Annotated in this window: 1 protein-coding gene; it reads right to left on the bottom strand. The window is 45.8% G+C overall.

What is annotated here, in order from left to right:
- Positions 1–311: 311 nt before the first annotated feature.
- Positions 312–1,682, bottom strand: a complete 1,371-nt coding sequence (locus tag H5300_RS26445; RefSeq protein WP_048607137.1) for a DASS family sodium-coupled anion symporter — start codon at positions 1,680–1,682, stop codon at positions 312–314.
- Between the last annotated feature and the right edge of the window lie 218 nt (positions 1,683–1,900).

The raw sequence follows: 1,900 nt of genomic DNA on the forward strand, positions 1-1,900 counted from the left end.
GAGTTGTTTGATGGGCTTATTCGGATGCATGACCTATAGAATATACGATCCATGTAAAGCACCCTAGTAGGTTGAGTCTCTTTGTTTTCGGCCGTAGGCCGCTCAGGCGACACCGTCGCCGGTTCTTCTCCCAAAAGCCAAAACAAAAAAGGTGGCGCGGGGCCACCAAAAGGGAAAGCGTTTCTTGTTTTTATATGCCCGTTCAGTGCTTGCTTACGCTGAACGGGCATTTTTGTCTTGGTTGAACAGGGGGAAGTTCAACCAGTTTAGGGGAGCATTCCTGTAAGCATGCGCTTATAGAACGTTAGTGTTTACCAGAAGATCCAAGCGAACAGAGTCAGAACTAGGATACAAACTAGGTTCAACACCATACCGATTCGCATCATCTCTTTCTGCTTGATGTGACCCGAGCCAAACACGATTGCGTTTGGTGGTGTTGCAACAGGAAGCATGAAGGCACAAGACGCAGCAACAGCGATCAGTGCAGACAAAATAACTGGCGACATACCAAGTGCTTCAGCGATGGTTGCGAATACTGGCACCAGAAGTGCTGCACTCGCTGTGTTACTCGCAAATTCCGTTAGGAATACCACGAACGCTACCACGGCTAGAATCGTAAGCAGTACGCCAGCTGTTTCTAAAAATCCGCTTAGTGAGTGTGCTAAGAATACGCTGGTTCCTGTCGCTTTTAGAATGTTACTTAAGCAAATACCACCACCGAATAGGATAAGAACACCCCAGTCCGTTGTCTTCTCAACGTCTTTCCATTCCACCGCTCTAGAAGCGCCAAGCAGTACAATTGCGCCAATCGCTACTAAGCTATCAAATTTAGAGAATCCGCCAATCATTGCGTTGATTGGTTTACCGAATATCCAAAGCGTTACGGTTAGAAGGAAGATAGACAGTGTGATTTTCTTGCTGTTTGTCCACTCAACTGGGGCATGGTCTAGCTCGAATTTGTGGTCAAGCTTCGGCTTAGTCATCACGTAAAGAATAATCATCGCGATTGGAAGTAAGATCATTGAGATAGGTAGGCCAAGTGCCATCCACTCTGTGAAGCTTAAGCCAACTTCTGCCGCCGCAATTGCGTTTGGTGGGCTACCAACTAAGGTTGCGATGCCACCGATTGAAGCACAGTAAGCAATACCCAGTAGCACGAACACGTAGGTGTTGCGGTCTTCACTTTGGTCAACCTTGTTCATGATGCCAAGAACAAGAGGAAGCATCATTGCTGTGGTAGCTGTGTTTGAGATCCACATTGATAGACCTGCACTCACACCGAACAACATGAACACAGCGACCGACATTCTGCCTTTTGCTATCAGCAGTACTTTGTCAGCTATCGCTTTATCTAGCTCTTGCTTGTTCAGTGCGGCTGCCAATGCGAAGCCACCCATGAATAAGAAGATGATTGGGTTTGAAAAGTTAGCCAGCGCTGCGGGCGTGTTGAATACACCAAACAAGACAGCCAATAGGGGAACGAGCAAAGCGGTGATGCTGACGTGAATAGCTTCTGTTAACCATAGAATGGCAACGAACACGAGAATACTTAAACCTGTATTCACTTGCGCTTCGAATGGTAGGGTATTGAGCAAAACTGCAAATAGCGTGAAATTACCAATTAATATCATGCTGTTGCGGGTAAACAACCAGTGTTTCAGTGTAGTAACAAGTGCCGTCATAAGACGCTCCTTTTGTTTATCCTCGTTGTATTGGCGCGTGACTTCATTGAGTCATGCTTATTATTGTCGAGGTATATAGCTTGATGTAGGGTCAGACTTTGTTGGAAGAATGTTACTCAAGTTAATAAAGGAGTGTTGGTGTGTTTTTGCTTAACAATGGGGAAGTGTGAGGCAACAAATTCAAAATGTGTAGTTTTCTACACATCGGTCTCTGCTGG

This window comes from Vibrio sp. SG41-7, assembly GCF_014164465.1.
Taxonomy (GTDB): Bacteria; Pseudomonadota; Gammaproteobacteria; order Enterobacterales; family Vibrionaceae; genus Vibrio; species Vibrio splendidus.